Origin of the sequence: Streptomyces sp. NPDC020747, assembly GCF_044334695.1 — a bacterium.
In the GTDB taxonomy this organism is placed as follows: Bacteria; Actinomycetota; Actinomycetes; order Streptomycetales; family Streptomycetaceae; genus Streptomyces.
The window spans coordinates 153,009-171,408 of sequence record NZ_JBIRTJ010000004.1 but is presented as its reverse complement, the minus strand read 5'-3'; the positions used below and the strand labels follow the sequence as shown (position 1 = coordinate 171,408).

Sequence of the window (18,400 nt, the reverse complement as noted above, 5' to 3'; positions counted from 1 at the left end):
GATCGCACCACGAAGAAGGGGGCCGGCATGGGTTGGCACGGGGAGCTGCTGGTCGGCTTCGACCTGGAGACGACCGGGACGGATCCGCGCGAGGCGCGCATCGTCACCGGGGCCGTGATCGAGGTCAGGGGAACAGAGCCGGTCGGGCACCGCGAATGGCTCGCCGACCCGGGAGTCGAGATCCCGGCGGACGCGGTGGCGGTGCACGGGATCAGCAACGAAAGGGCGACGGCCGACGGCAGGCCCGCCGACCAGGTGGCCGACGCGATCGCCTCGGTCCTCGTCTCGTACTGGCAGTCGGGCGTCCCGGTCGTCGCGTACAACGCGGCCTTCGACCTGACCCTGCTCTCCGCCGAACTGCGGCGGCACGGACTGCCGTCACTGCGCGACCGGCTGGGCGGGGTCGACCCCGCGCCGGTCATCGACCCGTACACGATCGACCGCTCGGTGGACCGCTACCGCCGCGGCAAGCGGAATCTCGAAGCGGTCTGCGCGGAGTACGGGATCTCGCTCGACGCCGCCCACGACGCCTCGGCGGACGCCCTGGCGGCGGCCCGTCTCGCCGGCGCGATAGCCGCCCGGCATCCCAAGGTCGCGGCGCTGGGCCCGGCGGAGCTGCACCGCCGCCAGATCGAGTGGTACGCGGAATGGGCGGCCGACTTCCAGAGCTTCCTGCGCCGCAAGGGGGACGCTACGGCGGTGGTCGACGGGGTGTGGCCGGTACGGGACCTGGCTGACGAGCGGGTCTGAACCGGTCGTTCAGGCCGCTCGTTCACGCCCGGTTCACGCCTGGGTCCGGGCTTGGGTTCGCGGTCGGATCCAGGCTCGGGCTCGCGATGGGCTCGACGCGCGGCTCGGCGAGGCGGGCGTAGTCGGAGCCCGACATGACGAGGGAGCGGTCGAGGCGGGCCGCGTTGAAGTAGAGGCGCGGCCGTTCCACGACCTCCGGGTCGGCGACGACCTCCAGCTCGGGATCGAAGCTGAACGGCAGCACGGTGCCGGGCACGGAGCGGGCCAGTCGCTCCGCCGTGGCCGCGTCGCTGAATCCGGCGTAGCGGGCGGAGTAGAGGGTACGGACGGCGTCGAGGTCCACGCGCCGGTCTCCGGGGACGACCGCCAGGACGTTACGGGTGGTTCTGCGGTCGACCTTGACCCGCAGGACGATGCACTTCGCGGCCTCGGACGCGGGGTGACCGCGCAGCGCGCAGACGGCTTCCGTGCTCCCTTCCGGCTCGTGGTCGATGAGTTCGTAGGTGACGGAGGCGGTGTCCAGGAGGGCGATCAGACGGCCGTAGGTGTCGTGGGTGTGGTCGAGGGTGTCGTGGTCGGGCATGCGGGGTCCTCTTCCGTGGGTCGGCGCTCCGCCGGGAGGGCCCGCGCCCCTGAAAGGGCGGCGGCACGGTGGGCGCGTTCGACTGCCTGGCCCCAGTACGTTCCCGTGATCAGCAGGGTCGCGCCGAGGGCGGTGAGGGGGGTGAAGTGGTCGCCTGCCAGGCCGATGCCGACCGCGGCGGCCCAGATCGGCTCGGTGCCGAGCAGGAGGCTGGCCCGGCTCGCCGAGGTGCGCTGGACGGCCCAGGTCTGCGCGAGGAAGGCGAACACACTGCAGAACAGGGCGAGATAGAGCAGCTGGGCCCAGCCCGCGACGCCGATGTGGGCGAGCGTGGACAGTTCGCCGGACGCGGGCAGCAGGAACAGCGCCGAGCCGACGAGGGTCTGCACGGTGGTCAACCGCAGCGGGCGGATCGCACGGTTCACGGTGAGCCGGCCGACGAGCGCCACATGCACCGCACGGATCAGCGCCGCTGCGAGCATCAGCAGGTCGCCGAGGCGGGGAGCGTGGAAGCCGTTGCCCGACATGAGGAGGCCGACGGCCAGCAGGCACACACCGGCGGCCGCGTAGAAAGACGGCGGAAGGCCGCCGCGGTGGCCCGTGCGGTCGAGGAGGGGAGTGATCACGATGGTCAGGCTGATGATCAGCCCCGCGTTCGCGGCACTCGTGTGGGCGACGCCGTATGTCTCCACCACCAGGACGGCCGCCTGGGTGACCCCCAGTGGCACGCCGATCCGGATCTCGTCGCGGGTCCACCCGCCGGACTTCCGGTCGGTGGCGACCAGACCGAGACAGGCGATCGCGGACAGGGCGTACCGCGCGAACAGCACGACCAGGACGGGCAGTACGGCGGTGGCAGTCTGGGCGGACAGATAGCTGGAACCCCAGACGAGGGCGACGAGGAGAAGTACCGCATCGGTACGGCGGGCATCGGGCACGCGCTCACCCTGCACCGTCCACGTCCCTGAAGCCCAGAGCCAACTTCTTAAACGATCCTTTAGCATCCCTACATCGGGAACGAAGCGATCCCGGGACGATCCCGAGGACTGGGACGAGGACTGGGACGAGGACTGGGACGAGGGCATGGACGAACGGCAGCTGAGGATCCTGCGTGAGCTGGGCGAACTCGGCAGCGTCACCGCTGTCGCCGAGGCGCTGCTCGTGACGCCCTCGGCGATCTCCCAGCAACTGCGGCTGCTTCAGCGCGCGATCCCCGTCCCGCTCACCGAGCGCCAGGGGCGGCGGCTGGTGCTCACCGACGCCGGACAGGCGCTGGCCGGGGCGGCGATCGAGGTGGAGACGGCGCTGGAGCGCGCCCGGCACACCGTCGCGGAGTTCGTCGACCGGCCGGACGGCGAGGTGTCGGTGGCGGCCTTCCACAGCGCGGCTTCGGCGTTCTTCCCGTTGCTGCTCCAGGCGTCGGCCGAGCCCGGCGGGCCGCGGCTTTCCCTGGCCGACGCGGATGTGACGCAGGACGACTTCCCGCCGCTGACCAGGGAGTACGACCTCGTGCTCGCCCACCGCCTCGAACACACCCCGGGCTGGCCGCGCACGGTCACGGCCACCACCCTCCTGCGCGAACCGCTCGACGTGGCGATGCCCGCCGACCACCCGCTGGCCGTCAAACGGCGGCTCACCCCGCGCGACGTGGCCGACCAGCCCTGGATCACGGCACACGACGGCTTCCCGATCGTGGCGACCGTCGACGCCATCGCCACCGCCGCGGGACGTCGACTCCGTCTCGCGCACCGCATCAACGAGTTCGCGGTGGCAGCCGAGGCCGTCGCCGCCGGAGGGGGCCTCGCCCTGATGCCCCGCTGGACGATGCGCCCGCACCCCGCGCTGGTGCTCAAGCCGCTCAGCGGCGTTCAGGCCCGGCGGCACATCGACGCGCTCCACCGCCCCGAACGCACGGCCCGCAAGGCGGTACGGACCGTACTCGCCGAACTGCACCGGGCAGCCGTGACGATCCGCGGCCGAGGCTGATTTCCCAAGATGGGGGACCTCAGAAGGGATACCAGCGAACCGTTTCGTCACCGTCCCGCAAGGACGCCACCCGGCGCTCGAACTCCGCCAGTGCCTTCGGGTTGCTCGGTGCGTGCTGGGAGACCCAGGCGCAGCTGGCGGTCTCGCGGGCCCCTCGCAGCACCCCACAGCCGTCCCACTCGCGTACGTCCCAGCCGTACGTCCGGGTGAACGCGTCGTACGCCTCCGCGGGCAGCCCGTACCGGTCGCGGGACAGCGCCATGACCACGAGGTCGTGTTCGCGCAGGTCGGTGGAGAAGGTCTCCAGGTCGACCAGGACCGGACCGTCGGGGCCGATGTGGACGTTGCGGGGCAGCGCGTCGCCGTGGATCGGGCCCGGCGGCAGCTGCGGGGCGAGTGCGGCGGCCGAAGTGGCGAAGCCGTCGCGCCGGTCCCGCAGGAACGCGGCGTCCGCCGGGTCGATCGCGTCGCCCGCCAGCCGCAGCCACCGCTCGACGCCGCCCAGCAGTTCGCGGCGCGGCAGCGTGAAGGCGGGCGAGGGCAACGCGTGCACCAGCCGCAGCAGTTCGGCGAGATCACGGGGTTCGGCGGGACGTACGGGAGCGGGCAGCCGGTGCCACACCGTCACCGGGTGACCGGTCACGGACCGCGCCTCGGGCTCGGCGGCCCGCACCGTGGGGACGCCCGCCTCGGCGAGCCAGCCGGCGATGGCCAGTTCCCGCCGCGCCCGGTCGAGGAGTTCGGCGTCGCGGCCCACCTTGACCACCAGGTCACCGGCGGCGAACACGGCGTTCTCGCCCAGCGCGAGCAGCTCCGCGCCCCGGTCGAACCCGGCCTCGGCGAGCACGTCCCGCGCCTGTGCCTCGTCCATCACTCGCCTCCCGTGGAGTCCGTGATTCTCGTGGGTCCCGTCGTGTCGGCAGTCGAGATCACGCCATACGCCGCCCAGTGTCGCATTCGCACTGGTGGGAGCCCTCGGGAGGGTGTGCGCGCTGCCTTGACGGCGTGTCGGTACGTCAGCACGATGACGAGGGCCGCCGGGACGGCCAGACCCGTACGAGCCGCCCAGAGGAGCTGATTCCGTGACATCGGCGACCGTGAGGAAGCGGTCAGGCAAACGATCGAAGCGGTCGGCGAGCGGCGCGTCGGGCGGAGGAAGAGGCGGAGGAACAGGCGGAGGCGACGGCCCGGGTGGTGGCCGCCTCGTCGACCACGGCGCCTGGTTCCTGGTGCTGCCCGCGCTGATCCCGATCCTGGTGCTCAGCGTCGGACCGCTCCTCTACGGCATCGCGCTGGCGTTCACCGACTCCCAGTCGGGCCGCACCGAGCCCACGCAGTGGATCGGGACCCTCAACTTCCAGGATCTGCTGCACGACACCCTGTTCTGGGACTCGTTCCGGATCGGTCTGCTGTGGGCGGTGGGGGTCACGGTCCCGCAGTTCCTCCTCGCCCTCGGCCTCGCCCTGCTGCTGAGCGAGAACCTCCGCTTCCGCTGGCTGGCGCGGTCGCTCGCGATCATCCCGTGGGCGATGCCCGAGGTGGTGGTCGGCATCATGTGGCGGCTCGTCTACAACCCGGACGCGGGCATCCTCAACGAGACGATCCGCGACCTGGGCCTGGGTGACGGCCGCGACTGGCTGAGTGGCCTGGCCACCGCCCTGCCCGCGGTGATCGTGGTCGGCGTCTGGGCGGGCATGCCCCAGACGACGGTCGCCCTGCTCGCCGGACTCCAGAACACACCCCGCGAACTGCACGAGGCCGCGGCGATGGACGGCGCGGGCGCCTGGCGCCGCTTCCGCACGGTGACCTGGCCCGCCCTCAAACCGGTCGCGCTCGCCATCACCGCGCTGAATTTTATTTGGAACTTCAATTCCTTCGCCCTCGTGTACGTCCTGACCAACGGCGGACCTGGCGGCCGCACCCGGCTGCCGATGCTGTTCGCGTACGAAGAGGCCTTCCGCTACGGGCAGTTCGGGTACGCGGCGGCGATGGGGTGTGTGATGGTCGCGGTGATCTCGGTGATCCTCGCCCTCCAGCTGGTCGGCCGGCTGAGGGAAGGTGAGGACGCGTGAGGACTCGGAAATCGGCTCGCGCGGGCCAGTACCTCGCGCTCTTCGCGTATCTCGTCTTTCTCGCCTTCCCGTTCCTCTGGCTGATCTCCACCGCCTTCAAACCGCCGCGCGAGCTGGGCAGTCTGCATCCGACCTGGATCCCCAAGGACCCGACCCTCGCCAACTTCCGGCAGGCCTTCGACGAACAGCCGCTGCTGGACGCCGCGTTGAACTCCCTGATCGCGGCGGTCGGCGCGGCGGTGATCGCCGTACTGATCGCGACCCCGATGGCGTACGTCATGGCCCGGCACCGCACACGGCTGGCGAGGGCCGCGACCGGCTGGGTCGTGGTCAGCCAGGCGTTCCCGTTCGTGCTGGTGATCATCCCGCTGTTCCTGGTCCTGAAGAACCTGCGGCTGATCAACTCCCTACCGGGTCTGATCATGGTGTACGTCGTGTGGGCGCTGCCGTTCGCACTGTGGATGCTCGTGGGGTACGTACGGGCCGTGCCGACCGAGCTGGAGGAGGCCGCGGCGGTGGACGGAGCCGGCAGGCTGCGGACGCTGGTCTCGATCACCGCGCCGCTGCTCGCGCCGGGGATCGTGGCCACGGCGCTGTTCGCGTTCATCAGCGCGTGGAACGAGTTCTTCTTCGCGCTGGTGCTCCTCAAGACCCCGGAGAAACAGACCCTTCCGGTCGTCCTCACGCACTTCATCGGCGCGGAGGGCGTGGCGGACCTCGGGCCCCTCGCGGCAGCCGCGTTCCTGGCGACCCTGCCCTCACTGGTCGTCTTCGCGATCATCCAGAAACGGATCACGGGCGGGATGCTCGCCGGGGCGGTGAAGAGCTGATGCGGACGAAACGGCTTCTCGCGACGGTGGTGGCGCTGCTGCTCACGGGCAGTGCGGCCTGCACCGGCGGTGACGGTGGTTCCGATGACGGCAGGATCACTCTCCGCTTCCAGTCCCTCGCCTGGCAGGAGGAGTCCGTCGACGTCAACAAGGAACTGGTGAAGGAGTGGAACGCCACCCATCCGGACGTCAAGGTCGAGTACGTACAGGGGAGTTGGGACAGCGTCCACGACCAGCTGCTCACCTCCTTCGAGGGCGGTGAGGCGCCGGACATCATCCATGACGCCTCGGACGACCTCGCGGACTTCGCGTACGGCGGGTATCTCGCGGATCTGCGTGACCTGCTGCCCGAGCGGCTCAAGTCCGACATCCCGCAGCGGAGTTGGGAGACCGTGACCTTCGGGGACGGGGTCTACGGCGTGCCGTTTCTCCAGGAGCCGCGCGTCCTGATCGCCAACGCCAAGTGGCTGCGGGAGTCGGGCGTACGGATTGCCACGCCCCAAAAGCCGTGGAGCTGGGACGAGTTCAGGGCGGTCACCGATGAACTGGGTGACGGGGAAGGGAAGTACGGGGTGGCCTGGCCGCTCAAGGAGCCGGTGTCGGCGACCCTCAACCTGTCGCTCTCGACCGGCGGACAGCTGTTCCACCGGGGTGCCGACGGCAAGGTGCGGATCCGGTTCGGCGAGGGCGACGAGGTGGTGCCACGCACCATCCACGACCAGGTCAACACCGATGACAGCGCGTCGAGTTCGACGCTCGGCAGCGGAGGATCCGACACACTGCCCGGGTTCTTCGGCGGCAAGTACGCGATGGTGCCGCTCGGGTTCTCCTACCGGCAGCAGATCGTGCAGCAGGCGCCGAAGGGCTTCGAATGGCAGGTGCTGCCCGCGCCGGCCGGTGCGGACGGGCTCACTCAGGGGGTGAGCCCTCAGACGCTGTCCGTCGCGGAGGACAGCCCGCACAAGGCGGAGGCCGCCGCGTTCATCGACTTCCTGCTCCAGCCGCGGAACATGGTGCGGCTCGCGCTCGGCGACTGGATGCTGCCGACCGGTACGGGGGCGCTCCGGGATCCGGCGCTGAGTGTCGAGGAGAACGGGTGGGCGATCGGTACGGCGCTCGCGCGGTATCTGCGGTCGGCGCCGGCGCAGTCCGTACGGGGGTATCCGGAGTGGAAGGACAAGGTGGCCACGCCGGCGTTTCAGGAGTACTACAGCGGGGCCATTGGGCTTGGTGAGTTGCGTGAGCGGTTGGTGGGGGACGGGAACCTGGTGCTCGCGCGGTACCAGAGGTGACGGTTCGCTGCCGCTGGGCTTGGGGGATGCGGGTTGTTTGTCGGGTGGCGGCCGGTGGGGGCCGGTCGCGCCCACGCGGCGGAGCCGCACATGTCACAGCCCCGCGCCCCCAAAAGATTGCGCCGTTCCCCGCGCCCCTAAAAGCAGGCGGTTGCCCGTGCCGCTGGAAGGACGTGCGGGGCGCCTACGGAAGGTGCGCGGTTCCTCGCGCCCCTGGAGGGTGCAGGGGGCGAAATTCGGTTGGCCGGGGCCGCCCGGGACGTCTAGCGTGCCGGGCGTGGGTATCAATGCGATTTTTTCCTCCGGTCTCGGCCGGGGCTGCACGCACTCCATTCGGATGCGTTGTGCCCCCGGTGCCCTGACCGGCCCGGGGATCTGCGCTCGCTGACGGCATTCGCCGCAGGGGTGCCCCCTCTCACGTACGCCTTGAAGCAGGTGCGCGGCTGACGCGTGCCCGCCTGCGCGCGTCCTTTTCCTCCCTTCCGGTCGGGGCCTTCGTCTGCCCGTTCTCGCCCTCACGGAAGACAAGGACCGCAGGCCATGGCCCGCCCCACCCACGTTTCGCGCGCGCTCTCGCAGAACTTCCTCACGGACCGCGCCACCGCGGACCGCTTCGCCCGGCTCGCCGTACCGCGGCCGCGGCACCCGCCCCTCGTGCTCGAAGTGGGCGCGGGCAAAGGCGCGTTGACCGAGGTGCTCGCACCCCGCTGCCGGGAGCTGCGTGCCTACGAGATCGACCCACGACTGGTGCCCGCGCTGCGCACCCGCTTCTCCGGAACGCCGCAAGTGCGCGTGATCGGCGGTGACTTCCTCGCCGCGCGGCCACCGGGCAGCCCCTTCTCCGTCGCCGGAAACGTGCCCTTCTCACGCACCGCGGACGTCGTCGACTGGTGCCTGCACGCGCCCGGCCTGCTGGACGCCACGCTCCTCACCCAGCTCGAATACGCCCGCAAACGCACCGGGGACTACGGGAGTTGGACCCTGCTCACCGTCCGCACCTGGCCGCGCTTCGAGTGGCGGTTCCTCGGGCGGGTCACCAGGACCAGGTTCCGGCCCGTGCCCCGGGTCGACGCCGGAATCGTACGCATCGAGCGACGCCCTGCCCCGCTGCTCGACCGGACCTCGTACGACGACTGGCGGCACCTCGTCGAACTCGGCTTCTCGGGGGTCGGCGGCTCGCTCCACGCCTCGCTGCGCAGGGCCCATTCGAGGCGCCGGGTGGATGCCGCGTTCCAGGCCGCGCGTCTCGACCCTCGTGCGCTCGTCGGGGAGGTGCCGCCCGAGCGGTGGCTGGGGCTCCACGACGTGCTGGCGTCGCGGTGAGCCGCGTACGTACGAGCCGCGTACGAGCCGCGTGCAGGTCGCGACGGCGGGCGACCGTAATCGAGTTGCACGAGACGTATCGTCTCGCTTATGGTCGGCTCATGACCACCCCGCGCCCCGCCCACATCGCCATGTTCTCCATCGCCGCCCACGGGCACGTGAACCCGAGCCTTGAGGTGATCCGGGAGCTCGTCGCCCGCGGGCACCGGGTCACGTACGCGATTCCGCCGGTCTTCGCCGAGAAGGTCGCGGAGACGGGTGCCGAGCCGAAACCGTGGAATTCGACCCTGCCGTCCCCCGACGACGACCCCTCGGCATGGGGGACCACACTCCTGGACAACGTGGAGCCCTTCCTGGCCGACGCGATCCAGGCGTTGCCGCAGCTCATCGAGGCGTACGACGGCGACGAGCCGGACCTCGTACTGCACGACATCACCTCGTACCCGGCCCGTGTCCTCGCGCACCGCTGGGGCGTCCCGGCGGTCTCGCTCTCGCCGAACCTCGTCGCCTGGGAGGGGTACGAGGAGGAGGTCGCCGAGCCCATGTGGGCGGAGCCGAAGCAGACCGAGCGGGGCAGGGCGTACTACGCCCGCTTCCACGCCTGGCTGGAGGAGAACGGGATCACCCAGCACCCCGACCCGTTCGCCGGCCGCCCCGCCCGTTCCGTCGTCCTGATCCCGAAGGCCCTCCAGCCGAACGCCGACCGGGTCGACGAGTCGGTGTACACCTTCGTCGGCGCCTGTCAGGGCGACCGCGCCGCCCAGGGGGAGTGGCGTCGGCCCGCCGACGCCGAGCGGGTCCTCCTCGTGTCCCTGGGCTCCTCCTTCACCAAGCAGCCCGCCTTCTACCGCGAGTGCGTCAAGGCGTTCGGCGACCTGCCGGGCTGGCACATGGTGCTGCAGGTCGGCAAGCACGTAGACCGGGCGGAACTCGGCGAGGTCCCGGGGAACGTCGAAGTGCGGGACTGGGTACCGCAGTTGGCGATCCTCAAGCAGGCCGACGCCTTCATCACGCACGCGGGCGCGGGCGGCAGCCAGGAAGGGCTGGCCACCGCCACACCGATGGTCTGCGTGCCCCAGGCCGTCGACCAGTTCGGCAACGCGGACATGCTCCAGGCGCTCGGCGTCGCCCGGCACCTGCCGATGGAGGAGGCGACGGCCGAGACCCTGCGCGAGGCCGTACTCACGATCGCCGGAGACCCGGAAGTGGCGCGGCGGCTCAAGGAGATCCAGGCGGGAATGGCGACCGAGGGCGGCACGGCACGCGCGGCGGATCTGATCGAGGCGGAAATCGCCAGGAGCGCCACGGGCGCGTGACCGAAGCTTTACCGAGCCTTGGAGGGGCCGCGACCGGGTGCCGTCCGCGAAATCGGGTGACCGTCCGCAGAACTGGAGTGACCGTCCGCCAACTCAGAATTCCCACGGGCCACGGTTGTACGCCAACGGTGAAGCCATGGCGCACTTTGGATAACGGGACGGTCATTCGATAACGCTCGGGTAACGCGGCATCCGCCCTATCGGGGCATGGACAGGGTTACCGGGTTGGACGGTTACCCCCTGCCGAAGGTTGCACGGATCGCTTCTTGTTCCTCGTATGAACGCCTTCCTAGCTTGAGGTGAACTCACTACGAACGCTGGGAAGTTGATCAATGCGCCGAGACATACCGCCTCTCGCCGAGGTGCGCCGCCTCACCGAGAAGAAGCGTGACGCGTGGTGGACCGTGCTGCTCGTCGACCCGGTGGCCACGCCGTTGGTGAGGCTCACCGCGATGCGTACGAGGATCACGCCGAACCAGATCACCTGGGGGGCGTTCCTGCTGGGCCTGGTCTCGGCGGCCTGCTTCGCCTTCGGTGACTGGCGGTGGCTGGTCGTCGGCGCCCTCGTCTACCACCTGAGTTTCATCCTCGACTGCATGGACGGGAAGGTGGCCCGGCTGACCGGCCAGGGTTCCGTCTTCGGGGCCTGGCTGGACTTCGTCTTCGACCGTATCCGGGTGGCGGCGTGCGGGGTCGCGCTGATGGCCGGGCAGTACGACCGCACCGGTGACACGGTCTACATCTGGCTGGCCCTCGCGGTCGTCGGCCTCGACACGCTGCGGTACATCAACTCCCTTGAGATCTTCAAGATCCGCTATTCCATGCGCAAGCAGATCAAGGCGCGTATGCGGGAGGCCCGCCGCTCGGAGAACTCCGCCGAGGTCGCCTTCATGGAAGACCTGTTGCGCAACAATCCCTCGGCGGACATCGAACACGACATCCGCAAGACGTCGACCCTGTCCGGACCGGACACTGAGCCGATCTCCGAACCGGTCACCGAGCCGGCCTCCGAAGGAACCGCCGACGACGCTCCCCAGAAGTCCCAGGGAGAGCCCCAGGAGAAGTCCCAGGGCCAGGTCATCGACCTCCAGCAGGAGTTCCGCCACCGCTTTCCGGTCTATCTCCGGATGCGGTCCTTCCTCCTGCGTCACCGGATTCGTACACACCTGGTGAGCGGTATCGAATTCCAGATGGGCGTGTTCATCGTCGGCCCGCTCCTCGACGCGGTCATCGAGGCGACCCTGGTCTCCGGCGCCCTGCTCCTCGTCTTCGAACTCGCCATCATCTACAAGCTGTTGCTCTCCACCCGTGACTTCACCCGTACCATCGACTCCTTCGAACGGGACGAGGTGGCCACGGCGGCCTGATCCGGTGTGCCGCACGCAACGGCCGCACACAACGGCGCACACGGCTGCCGCACACGGCTGCCGCACACGACGGCGTGGCCGGGGCGAGTGCCCCGGCCACGCCGCTGCTGCGAGTCGGGTGGTTCAGACCGTCAGACCCCGACCCTCTCCCCTTCGACCGCCGGAGGCTGCGGCGGCGCGGCCGCGGCCTCGGGGGACTCGTCGTGGCTGAGGTCCGGCAGGCGGTTCAGCCACTTCGGGAAGTACCAGTTGCGTTCGCCGAGGAGCGCCATCACCGCAGGCAGCAGCACACCGCGGATGATCGTCGCGTCGATGAGGACCGCGGCCGCGAGGCCCACGCCCATCTGCTTCATGGACTGCATGGACAGCGTGCCGAAGATCGCGAAGACGGCGACCATGATGACGGCGGCGCTGGTGATGACACCGGCCGTCGTGACCACCCCGTGCTGGATGGCGTCCCGGGTCGTCAGCCCCCGCATCCGCGCCTCACGGATTCGCGAGACCACGAACACGTGGTAGTCCATCGAGAGCCCGAAGAGGATCACGAAGAGGAACAGCGGCAGCCAGGTGATGATGGCGCCCACGCCCTCCGCGCCCACCAGCGACGCGCCCCAGCCGTGCTGGAAGACGGCGACCAGGATGCCGTAGGCAGCCCCGACCGAGAGGAGGTTGAGGACGATCGAGGTGATCGCGATCGTCAGCGAGCGGAACGACAGGAGCATCAGCAGGAAGGCGAAGATCACGACGAAGGCGAAGACCGGGGCCACCGCGCTGACGAGCTGGTCGTTGAAGTCCTTCGAACCCGCCACCTGACCGGTCACCGGAGCCTCGACCCCGTCGACCTTGCCGAACGTCGCCGGTCGGACCTCGTCGCGGATGATGTCCAGGCTCTTCTCGGCCTTGTCGAGGTTCGAGCCGCCCACCAGCGGTACGTACACGAAGGCGATGTTCTGCGAGTCGTGCACCTTGACCTCGACCGGACCGCGCGAGGCACCCGAACTGACCGCCTGCTCACGGAAGTCGGCGATCGCGGACTTCACCTCGGCGGAGTTGATGTCGTTGGCCCTGACTACCACCTCGGCCGGGTCGGAACCGCCCGGGAAGGCCTCGTTGACCCGCTCGTACGTCTTCACGATCGGCAGTGAGTCGCCGAACTCCTGGTCCAGTGTGAGGTTCTGGGTCTTCATGCCGAGCGCGGGGGCCGCGATGGCCAGCAGTGCGCCCGCCGCGACGACCAGCGAGATCGCCGGCTTGGCCAGCACCACCCGCAGGACGCTCGTCCAGAACCGGCTTCCGTTGTCGCCCGAACGGCCTTTGCCGGAACCGCCGTTGGCCTTGCGCCGCTTGTCCGGGTGCAGGAACGGGATGCGCCCCTTCTCGACCCGCGTACCGAGCAGCGAGAGGACCGCGGGCAGCACCGTCACCGAGCCGACCATGGCGACCGCCACGACCATCAGGGAGGCCAGGCCCATCGCCTTGAAGGTGGAGATTCCGGTGAACAGCATGCCCGCCATCGCCACGCACACCGTGACGCCGGAGACGATGATGGCGCGACCGCTGGTCGCCGCGGCGATCCGCAGCGCGGTCTCGGGGTCCCTGCCCGCCGCGCGCTCCTCGCGCTCGCGCCGCAGATAGAACAGGCAGTAGTCGACGCCGACCGCCAGGCCGACGAGCAGCATCACGGAGCTCGATGTGTCGTCCATCGGCTGGATGTGGCTGACGAGCATCATCAGGCCCATCGTGGCCACGATGGCGGTGATCGCGAGGAGGACCGGCACCAGGGCCGCCACCAGCGCGCCGAACGCGACCAGCAGGATGCCGAGGGCGACGGGTACGGCGGAGTACTCCGCCTGCTTGAAGTCGTTGCCGAAGGCGTCGTCGAACGTCTTGTTCATGCTGGCGCCGCCGATCTCCTCGATCAGCAGCCCCTCATGGTCCTTCTGCACGGTGTCGACGGCCTTCAGCACGGGCTCCACCCGCTCGCCCGCCGTCTCCGCGTCCCCGCGCATGTCGAACTGCACGAGCGCGCTGCGGCCGTCCTTCGAGATCGTGTCCGTGTCGTACGGCGAGGTCACGTTGGTCACCTTGCCGGTGCCCTCGACCGCCTTCATCACGGCTTCGACGGCGGCGCGGAACTCGGCGCCCGTCGCCTTGACGCCCGCGGCCTTCGCCTGGAGGAGCACGGACTCCCCGGCCGGCTCGTTGATCCCCGCTTCCTCCGCGATGGCCGCGGCCCGGCCGGTCTCGCCGCTGAGCTGGTCGCTGTCCTTGAGCTCGACGGTGCCCGCCGCGGAGCCGAGCCCCATCGCCAGAACGACGAACAGCACCCAGATCCCGACAGCCGCCCAGCGGTGCCGGGCACTCCAGCCGCCGGCCCGGGCTGCTATGCCCCGTACCCGCGTGTCTCCGTTCCCCATGACGGGCTTGCCCCCTCGTCCTCGGTGCCGACCCCCTGCCCGCACCTTGTCTCTCGAAGGTATGGGGCGGATAAGGATCTCTCGTCGTGCTGTCCGGTGAGGTGCCGGGAGCCCGAGTCCTCCCCTCGGACCCCGCGGCCTCCGCACTGAGGAGGATGACAGCCCCTTACATGTAAAGCGGCACCTCGGGGGTCGCGATCAGAGTGTCCGGTCTGTCCCCGGAACACCCCGGCGTCTCCCCGGCCCGGCCCGGGCCTCTCCGGGCCCCTCTCCCGGCCCGGGTCCGATCTGCCGGGGAAGATCCTCTTTGGTGTTACGAAAGTTTGTTGAACAAGTCACAGCTGTGTGCGGGGGTTGAACTGAGCGCGCCCATCAGCCAGGGTTTTGAGCCAACCGGCCGGTAACTTCCGGTGCCAGGCCGCCCGGAAACCGCGGCCGTCGTGCCCACCCCCACGGGGCACGACGGCCGCTTTATGGTGTGCGGATGACTCTGGGCATGACGACGTACGCGGCACTGCTGCGCGGGATCAACGTGGGCGGCAGCAAGAAGGTGCCGATGGCCGAGCTGCGCACCCTCATGGAGGGCCTCGGGTACGACGGTGTCCGTACGTATCTCCAGAGCGGGAACGCCGTCTTCTCCAGCGACCACGGCGACGAGGACGCGCTCGCCGCGGAGCTGTCGGGGGCGATGGAGAAGCGCTTCGGCTTCACGGTCGACATCCTGGTGCGCGACCACACCTATCTGCGGGCCGTCCTCGACGCCTGTCCGTTCCCGGCCGCCGAACTGGAGGCCAAGCAACTGCACGCCACCTACTTCTCCGAGCCGGTCGGCGCCGAGCGCTTCGCGTCCATCGACCAACAGGCCTTCCTGCCCGAGGAGTTCCGCCTGGGCGACCGCGTCCTCTACCTGCACACCCCTGACGGCCTCGGCCGCTCCAAGCTGGCGGAAACCCTGTTGAAGCCCCGGATGACGAAGGGCATCATCGCCACCACGCGGAACTGGAACACCGTCACCAAACTCGCGGAGCTGACCAGTGGCTGACCAAGGCCCCGCCGTCGAGGCGGCCATCGAGGGCGAACTGCGCCTCCTCGACCCGGAGATCCGCCGCTCGCCCGAACTGCTCGGGGCGCTGCTGCACCCCGACTTCCACGAGTTCGGCGTCTCCGGGCGGCACTGGGACCGGGCCTCGATCATCGACGCACTGGCCGGGGCGAAGGAATCGGGAACCGGCCCGGGCATCATCTCCCGGGTGAGGGGCGTCGAGCTCGCCCCCGACCTGGTCCACCTCACCTTCGACACGGAGAACAACGGCCGTCACGCGCACCGCAGTTCGCTGTGGCGGCGGACGGGCGAGGGATGGCTCCTGTACTTCCACCAGGGAACGCCGTTCAGCCCCGAAGGCCCTCGGGAAGCCTGACCTTCCGGACACCGAGGTAGGTCGTGTACGAGGTGATCTCCGCCGGGACGGTGAGGCGGGGGTCCGCGTACATGCGCCGGATCTCCTCGGGCGACACGGCAGACCCAGCAGACCCGGCCGACACGCCTGAGGTGGCCGATGCGCCTGAGGTGGCCGGCATGGCTGAGGTGGCCGGCATGGCCGTCGCCGCGGCCACCGCGTCGAGCAGCGCGAGATCGTCCGCGGTCACGTCCGGCTCGTCCTTCGCCGCCAGCCCCCACGCGTCCCACGGCAGCACCTCGACCCCGTGGAGGGCCGCGAGATCCCGTACGACGTTGCAGCGCACGAACCACAGGCCGTGCAGGGCGCCCGTGGGGAGGGGCACCCCGAAGGCGTCGGGGTCCGCGTCGCCCGCCCGGCACCCCCGCCAGCCGGCTCCGGCGACGAGGAACAGGTCCCGCGGGACGTCCAGCGGATCGAAGGACACGTCGTACGCCCCGTCGGCCACCTGGGCGTCCGCGAGCCGCCAACTGCCGTCCGCCAGACGGTACTCGGTGACCCAGTGGTCCCCGTGGGTCACGGGTGAGGAGCCGTCCTCGAAGTACGTGGCGAAGCCGCACCGGACGCGTGCGGGGGTGCCCGTCGCCCTCAGGAACGCGCACAGCAGCACCGCGAAGTCCCGGCACGTGCCGGCGAACCGCTCGCCCAGCTCCCGGTGTTCGGTGAGCGGCGCCCGTGAGCGCCCGCGCAGGATCCGCAGTATCTCGCTCACGTACCGGGCCTCGGCGTCCTCGTGACGGCGCTCCTCGGGCATCGCGTACCCGAAGTGCCCGCCCTCCTCCCGGTGGATGAGCAAGTTCCGCACGAGGAGGGCGAGTTGACGTGGGTCGGCGGGCAGGTCGGCCGGTACGGCTCCGGGGTCGCTGTACGGGCTCTGCTTGAGGTGGAAGTCGTGGGAGTCCATGCCCCGGAGCGTGGAGTCTGCCCCAGGGGCAAGGTCAAGCACTGGCGAGCAGGGCCGAGAAGGGTCGAGAAGGGGTCAACCCAGGGCGTCGAGGCGGGACATGTCCTCCTCGCCGAGCCGCACGGCGGTCGCGTCGAGGTTCTCCTCCAGATGCGCGAGGGAGCCCGTGCCAGGGGTCGGGCAGAGCACGGGGGAGCGGTGCAGCAGCCAGGCCAGGGCGATCTGCCCGGGCGACACTCCGTGCGCGGCGGCGATGTCCGCGCACACCGGGTCCGTGGTCAACGAACCGTTGCCCAGGGGGAACCAGGGCAGGAACGCGATGCCGTGCGCCTCGCACAGCTTCAGCAGCGGCTCCGAGGCGCGGTCGGTGAGGTTGTACCGGTTCTGAACGGAGGCGATGCCCGTCAACTCCCGTGCGGCGTCGAGCTGTTCGGCCGTCACCGAGTCGAGCCCGATGTGCCGGATCTTGCCCTCCTGCCGCAACTCGTCGAGCGCGCCGAGCTGTTCGGCCATCGGCACGCCCGGGTCCAGCCGGTGCAGCTGGTACAGGTCGATCGTGACGAGCCGCAGCCGCCGCAGACTCGCCTCGCACATCGCCCGCAACCGTTCGGGCCGCCCGTCGATGTGCCAGGCGTCGGCGCCGGTGCGTACGACACCGCCCTTCGTGGCGATCACCAGGCCGGCCGGATACGGGTACAGGGCCTCGGCGACCAGTTCCTCGGCGATCGACGGGCCGTAGTTGTCCGCCGTGTCGATCAGCGTGACCCCGCGCTCGACGGCCCGCCGCAGAACGGCCACCGCGTCCCGGGCCTCACCACGCGGCCCCCAGCAGCCGGGACCGGTCAACTGAACGGTGCCGTAACCGAGGCGGCGTACGGGCAGCAGTCCGGCGAGCTCGAAGATTTCCGGAATCATTGATGGAGCGTACACACGCCTGTGGCAGGCTCGGACGCATGCGCTACATCATCATCGGAGCAGGGGCTGTGGGCGGGGCGATCGGCGGTCGCCTCGCCGGGTCGGGACACGACGTGGTGCTGGTCGCGCGCGGCGCGCAGTACGAGGCGCTGCGCGAGCGGGGGCTGCGCCTGGTGACGCCCGACGGACCGCACACGCATCGGCCGCCCGTCGTGGACGGGCCGCACGCGCTCGGCGAACTGGGCGCCGACGACGTGCTCGTACTCGCCGTCAAGACGCAGGACAGCGAGGCGGCGCTGGAGGCGTGGGGACCCGTGCCCGTGGCGGGCGGTGGCACGGCGGCCGAGCGGCTGCCGTTGGTCTGCGCGCAGAACGGCGTGGAGAGCCAGCGGCTCGCGCTGCGCCGCTTCCGGCGGGTGTACGGGGTGTGCGTGTGGCTGCCCGCGACGTTCGTCGAGCCGGGGGTGGTGTCCGCGGCCGGTACGCCGCTCACCGGGATCCTGCACCTCGGACGCTATCCGCACGGCACGGACGAGACGGATGAGACGGATGAGACGGACGAGACAGTACGGAGCATCGCCGCCGACCTGTCCGCGTCCCGCTTCGAGGCGCCGGTCGTGGCCGACGTGACGCGCTGGCAGTACGCCAAGCTCCTCGGCAACCTCGCCAACTCGATCGAGGCGGTCAGCGGCGTGCTCACCAGTGAGGAGGGCATCGCGCTCTACGGCCGGGTGCGTGCCGAGGGCGAGGCCGTGCTCGCGGCGGCGGGCATCCCGCACGCCTCCGAGGAGGAGCAGAAGGAGGCCCGCGCCGACAAGATCCGCTTCGAGCCCCTCGACGGGTCCGAGCGGGGTGCCGGGTCTTCGTGGCAGTCCCTGAACCGTGGCACGGGGACCATCGAGGCGGACTACCTCAACGGGGAGATCGCCCTGCTGGGTCGGCTGCACGGCGTACCGACACCGCTCAACGACCTGCTGCAACGGCTCGCCAACGACTTCGCGCGCGAGCGGCGGGCGGCCGGTTCGATGCCGGTGGAGGAGCTTGTGCGGCTGGCCGGGGACGCTGTCGCGTTTGTTCAAGAGGGTGCGGGGCCGCGTCCCTAGCGTGGGACGCATGGAGACGAACGCGAACAAGAACGTGGACGAGAGCCCGGTCGAGAGCCCGGTCGAGAGTTCGACCAAGAGCTCG

At 70.3% G+C, this 18,400-nt stretch carries 17 protein-coding genes; 11 read left to right on the top strand and 6 right to left on the bottom strand.

All coding sequences use genetic code 11. The features are described from left to right. The first annotated feature begins 27 nt into the window (after positions 1-27). On the top strand, positions 28-750 hold the full coding sequence (locus ACH4YP_RS13550) for a 3'-5' exonuclease (RefSeq protein ID WP_361063365.1): 723 nt from the start codon (positions 28-30) through the stop codon (positions 748-750). 22 nt (positions 751-772) lie between these two features. Here ACH4YP_RS13550 and ACH4YP_RS13545 read toward each other — a convergent pair whose 3' ends face one another. Further along, positions 773-1,333 carry a YbaK/EbsC family protein gene (locus tag ACH4YP_RS13545; RefSeq protein WP_361063367.1) on the bottom strand — a complete coding sequence of 187 codons (561 nt, stop codon included), beginning with the start codon at positions 1,331-1,333 and terminating at the stop codon, positions 773-775. Then, complete coding sequence (locus ACH4YP_RS13540; RefSeq protein ID WP_398490649.1) at positions 1,282-2,271, bottom strand: DMT family transporter; 990 nt, start codon at positions 2,269-2,271, stop codon at positions 1,282-1,284. Before ACH4YP_RS13540 ends, ACH4YP_RS13545 begins: the two co-directional genes overlap by 52 nt. 145 nt (positions 2,272-2,416) lie before the next feature. Here ACH4YP_RS13540 and ACH4YP_RS13535 point away from each other — a divergent pair, with 145 nt between their 5' ends. After that, entirely contained in the window at positions 2,417-3,319 is a 903-nt protein-coding gene (locus ACH4YP_RS13535; RefSeq protein ID WP_361063373.1) for a LysR family transcriptional regulator, read from the top strand. Positions 3,320-3,338: 19 nt separating this feature from the next. On the opposite strand, the gene ACH4YP_RS13530 is transcribed toward ACH4YP_RS13535, so the two are convergent. Continuing rightward, a complete protein-coding gene (locus ACH4YP_RS13530) occupies positions 3,339-4,190 on the bottom strand; it encodes an aminoglycoside phosphotransferase family protein (RefSeq protein WP_361063376.1) in 852 nt (283 codons plus the stop codon). 211 nt (positions 4,191-4,401) lie between these two features. On the opposite strand from ACH4YP_RS13530, the gene ACH4YP_RS13525 reads away from it, so the two are divergent. From ACH4YP_RS13525 to ACH4YP_RS13500, 6 genes are all read left to right on the top strand, one after another. After that, on the top strand, positions 4,402-5,391 hold the full coding sequence (locus ACH4YP_RS13525) for a carbohydrate ABC transporter permease (protein WP_398490648.1): 990 nt from the start codon (positions 4,402-4,404) through the stop codon (positions 5,389-5,391). Next, positions 5,388-6,221 carry a carbohydrate ABC transporter permease gene (locus ACH4YP_RS13520; protein WP_361063382.1) on the top strand — a complete coding sequence of 278 codons (834 nt, stop codon included), beginning with the start codon at positions 5,388-5,390 and terminating at the stop codon, positions 6,219-6,221. Before ACH4YP_RS13525 ends, ACH4YP_RS13520 begins: the two co-directional genes overlap by 4 nt. After that, positions 6,221-7,513: an ABC transporter substrate-binding protein gene (locus tag ACH4YP_RS13515; RefSeq protein WP_398490647.1), complete on the top strand. Its 1,293-nt coding sequence runs from the start codon at positions 6,221-6,223 to the stop codon at positions 7,511-7,513. Before ACH4YP_RS13520 ends, ACH4YP_RS13515 begins: the two co-directional genes overlap by 1 nt. A 540-nt stretch (positions 7,514-8,053) precedes the next feature. Further along, a complete protein-coding gene (gene erm, locus ACH4YP_RS13510; RefSeq protein WP_361063388.1) occupies positions 8,054-8,836 on the top strand; it encodes an ErmE/ErmH/ErmO/ErmR family 23S rRNA (adenine(2058)-N(6))-methyltransferase in 783 nt (260 codons plus the stop codon). Between the two features lie 101 nt (positions 8,837-8,937). Continuing rightward, a complete protein-coding gene (mgt, locus tag ACH4YP_RS13505) occupies positions 8,938-10,152 on the top strand; it encodes a macrolide-inactivating glycosyltransferase (protein ID WP_361063390.1) in 1,215 nt (404 codons plus the stop codon). Positions 10,153-10,484: 332 nt separating this feature from the next. After that, a complete protein-coding gene (locus ACH4YP_RS13500; RefSeq protein WP_398490646.1) occupies positions 10,485-11,519 on the top strand; it encodes a CDP-alcohol phosphatidyltransferase family protein in 1,035 nt (344 codons plus the stop codon). A gap of 131 nt (positions 11,520-11,650) precedes the next feature. On the opposite strand, the gene ACH4YP_RS13495 is transcribed toward ACH4YP_RS13500, so the two are convergent. Next, a complete protein-coding gene (locus ACH4YP_RS13495) occupies positions 11,651-13,936 on the bottom strand; it encodes an MMPL family transporter (RefSeq protein ID WP_398490645.1) in 2,286 nt (761 codons plus the stop codon). Between the two features lie 496 nt (positions 13,937-14,432). On the opposite strand from ACH4YP_RS13495, the gene ACH4YP_RS13490 reads away from it, so the two are divergent. Both ACH4YP_RS13490 and ACH4YP_RS13485 read left to right on the top strand, forming a co-directional pair. Then, positions 14,433-14,978 carry a DUF1697 domain-containing protein gene (locus ACH4YP_RS13490; RefSeq protein ID WP_398490826.1) on the top strand — a complete coding sequence of 182 codons (546 nt, stop codon included), beginning with the start codon at positions 14,433-14,435 and terminating at the stop codon, positions 14,976-14,978. Beyond that, complete coding sequence (locus tag ACH4YP_RS13485; RefSeq protein WP_361063400.1) at positions 14,971-15,354, top strand: DUF4440 domain-containing protein; 384 nt, start codon at positions 14,971-14,973, stop codon at positions 15,352-15,354. The genes ACH4YP_RS13490 and ACH4YP_RS13485 overlap by 8 nt, the downstream gene beginning before the upstream one ends. Here the strand turns inward: ACH4YP_RS13485 and ACH4YP_RS13480 are convergent. Beyond that, positions 15,326-16,297 (bottom strand): transglutaminase-like domain-containing protein, encoded by a 972-nt coding sequence (locus ACH4YP_RS13480; RefSeq protein WP_398490644.1) that lies wholly within the window; start codon positions 16,295-16,297, stop codon positions 15,326-15,328. The two genes, ACH4YP_RS13485 and ACH4YP_RS13480, sit on opposite strands and share 29 nt — an antisense overlap. 75 nt (positions 16,298-16,372) lie before the next feature. Further along, positions 16,373-17,212 carry an aldo/keto reductase gene (locus ACH4YP_RS13475; RefSeq protein ID WP_398490643.1) on the bottom strand — a complete coding sequence of 280 codons (840 nt, stop codon included), beginning with the start codon at positions 17,210-17,212 and terminating at the stop codon, positions 16,373-16,375. A gap of 38 nt (positions 17,213-17,250) precedes the next feature. Here ACH4YP_RS13475 and ACH4YP_RS13470 point away from each other — a divergent pair, with 38 nt between their 5' ends. Further along, on the top strand, positions 17,251-18,315 hold the full coding sequence (locus tag ACH4YP_RS13470) for a ketopantoate reductase family protein (protein WP_398490642.1): 1,065 nt from the start codon (positions 17,251-17,253) through the stop codon (positions 18,313-18,315). Positions 18,316-18,400: the final 85 nt, after the last annotated feature.

What these genes read in the sequence shown, in the direction of transcription:
- mgt (WP_361063390.1), top strand. Translation starts at nt 8,938, where the DNA reads ATGACCACCCCGCGCCCCGCCCACATCGCCATGTTCTCCATCGCCGCC.
- ACH4YP_RS13550 (WP_361063365.1), top strand. Translation starts at nt 28, where the DNA reads ATGGGTTGGCACGGGGAGCTGCTGGTCGGCTTCGACCTGGAGACGACC.
- ACH4YP_RS13535 (WP_361063373.1), top strand. Translation starts at nt 2,417, where the DNA reads ATGGACGAACGGCAGCTGAGGATCCTGCGTGAGCTGGGCGAACTCGGC.
- ACH4YP_RS13480 (WP_398490644.1), bottom strand. Translation starts at nt 16,297, where the DNA reads ATGGACTCCCACGACTTCCACCTCAAGCAGAGCCCGTACAGCGACCCC.
- ACH4YP_RS13530 (WP_361063376.1), bottom strand. Translation starts at nt 4,190, where the DNA reads ATGGACGAGGCACAGGCGCGGGACGTGCTCGCCGAGGCCGGGTTCGAC.
- ACH4YP_RS13490 (WP_398490826.1), top strand. Translation starts at nt 14,433, where the DNA reads ATGACGACGTACGCGGCACTGCTGCGCGGGATCAACGTGGGCGGCAGC.
- ACH4YP_RS13475 (WP_398490643.1), bottom strand. Translation starts at nt 17,212, where the DNA reads ATGATTCCGGAAATCTTCGAGCTCGCCGGACTGCTGCCCGTACGCCGC.
- erm (WP_361063388.1), top strand. Translation starts at nt 8,054, where the DNA reads ATGGCCCGCCCCACCCACGTTTCGCGCGCGCTCTCGCAGAACTTCCTC.
- ACH4YP_RS13545 (WP_361063367.1), bottom strand. Translation starts at nt 1,333, where the DNA reads ATGCCCGACCACGACACCCTCGACCACACCCACGACACCTACGGCCGT.
- ACH4YP_RS13495 (WP_398490645.1), bottom strand. Translation starts at nt 13,936, where the DNA reads ATGGGGAACGGAGACACGCGGGTACGGGGCATAGCAGCCCGGGCCGGC.
- ACH4YP_RS13470 (WP_398490642.1), top strand. Translation starts at nt 17,251, where the DNA reads ATGCGCTACATCATCATCGGAGCAGGGGCTGTGGGCGGGGCGATCGGC.
- ACH4YP_RS13515 (WP_398490647.1), top strand. Translation starts at nt 6,221, where the DNA reads ATGCGGACGAAACGGCTTCTCGCGACGGTGGTGGCGCTGCTGCTCACG.
- ACH4YP_RS13500 (WP_398490646.1), top strand. Translation starts at nt 10,485, where the DNA reads ATGCGCCGAGACATACCGCCTCTCGCCGAGGTGCGCCGCCTCACCGAG.